This is a genomic window from Martinezella dioscoreae, assembly GCF_009176305.1.
Lineage (GTDB): Bacteria > Pseudomonadota > Alphaproteobacteria > Rhizobiales > Rhizobiaceae > Rhizobium > Rhizobium dioscoreae.
Map to the genome: position 1 here is coordinate 1 of NZ_BLAJ01000039.1, position 1,526 is coordinate 1,526.

Consider the following 1,526-nt stretch of genomic DNA (forward strand, 5'->3'; position numbering starts at 1 on the left):
GTCGCCGCTGGGTGAAAGTTCAGTGGCAGGTCACTTCATCCATGAATTCAAGCATGGCATCAGCGCGATCTCCAACCATTCCATTCCGCTCCTATCGATGAAGAAGCTCATCTCGCGGCCTCAATCTCAAAAAGAAAGGTGGGGTCTTCGTCGCGCTCGCTGTCAATTGCGGGTGAGCGTCAAACCCGTCAATTCAGGACCTCAAGATGTCGAGATATCTTGCCCCACAAATCTGAGGACTGTAGCGCTCCATTGTTTCCTTGGCAGCGCTTGCCAGCCGTCGGCATTTTTCGTTGTCCTCCGCACATTCGCGAAGCGCTGCTGCCGCGGAGTCGATATCGGGTTCAAACCACATTTGGTCCTGGAAAAATGCATAGTCTCCGGAAAAAACAGGGATCTGGACGCCTTGAACGAGCCAGCTATTGCTATCCTCCATAAAATCGAGGTTACCGGAATAACCGGAGGCGATGACAGGAATCCCCATCGCCATTGCCTCAGCCATAAGGCGTCCGAAGCCTTCTGCCCGGTGAAGGGACAAGACCGCGTCACAACATTGTAGCAGTTCATAGTATTCGAGACGATCCATGACCTTGTCTCGAATGAGGATCCGATCATCGATGACAGCCTTGCGCATGCATTCACGCCAGAGTGAATCGTCGAGCGTATTCATCGCCTTGACGATCAGCCGTGCCTTGCTGTGCGTTGCGGCGGGGAACGCCTTCTGAAACGCCTGGATTGCACCGAGTGGATTCTTGCGTGAGATGGAAGACGCGCCGTCGAAGCTGGTGAAAACAACGAAGCTGTCGTTTTCCAGATCGAATTTCGAGCGCGGCACCATGCGGACATCGGGCACGAGCACCGGTAATGGCACCTTGATGACCGGCTTATCCGTCGCACTCCTAAAGGCGCGCGCGGAATGTTCCGAGTGGCACCAGATTTCATCGACCAACTCCATCGCGATCTTTGCCGGTGGAGGAAATCGTTCCAGTTCCCATTGCCAGAAGCCGATCTTTCGGCGTGCCGTGAAAGCACGGGGGCCGACCTTGTTCAAAAGGGTCATTGTATCGAAGGCCGGCATGACGTAGATCATGACGTCGCTATCGAATGCGGCCATGCTGGCTTCGACAGAGGGTTCATCGATCGCCTGCCGCGCCATGATGGCCCATGGGGCTTTGACCACTGTCGGCTTGATCCCGACTTCATTTAATGAAGCCCGGAGCAGACGAATATCCTCTCCAAGCCCGAATTCGCCCTTTGGGTAACCGACGAGTGAAATGTTGGGTGCAGGCGCTTCGGATGCGGGGGCTTCTCCAGACTTCGTGAATGTAATTTCTACTGCGGCATCGTGTCCTGATGCGGCAACCGTGTTGTCGGTCCCTGAGATCCGCCCCGCCGTTTTCCCGAGATATTCGTTTTGTCCATAATTGAACCACCAGTCCCAAAAGGCAGGAACGGCTTGTGGCTTGTTAAGATCGAACGCAGTCTGGAGGTCGGGTCTGTTACGGTAGATGAGCGACATCAAAGGG

General features: G+C 54.8%; 1 protein-coding gene. It reads right to left on the reverse strand.

The window, feature by feature from the left end:
• Positions 1 to 193: 193 nt before the first annotated feature.
• Positions 194 to 1,526, reverse strand: a 1,333-nt coding sequence (locus GDN47_RS31800) for a glycosyltransferase family 4 protein (protein WP_152095061.1), incomplete at its 5' end; no start/stop codon positions are given.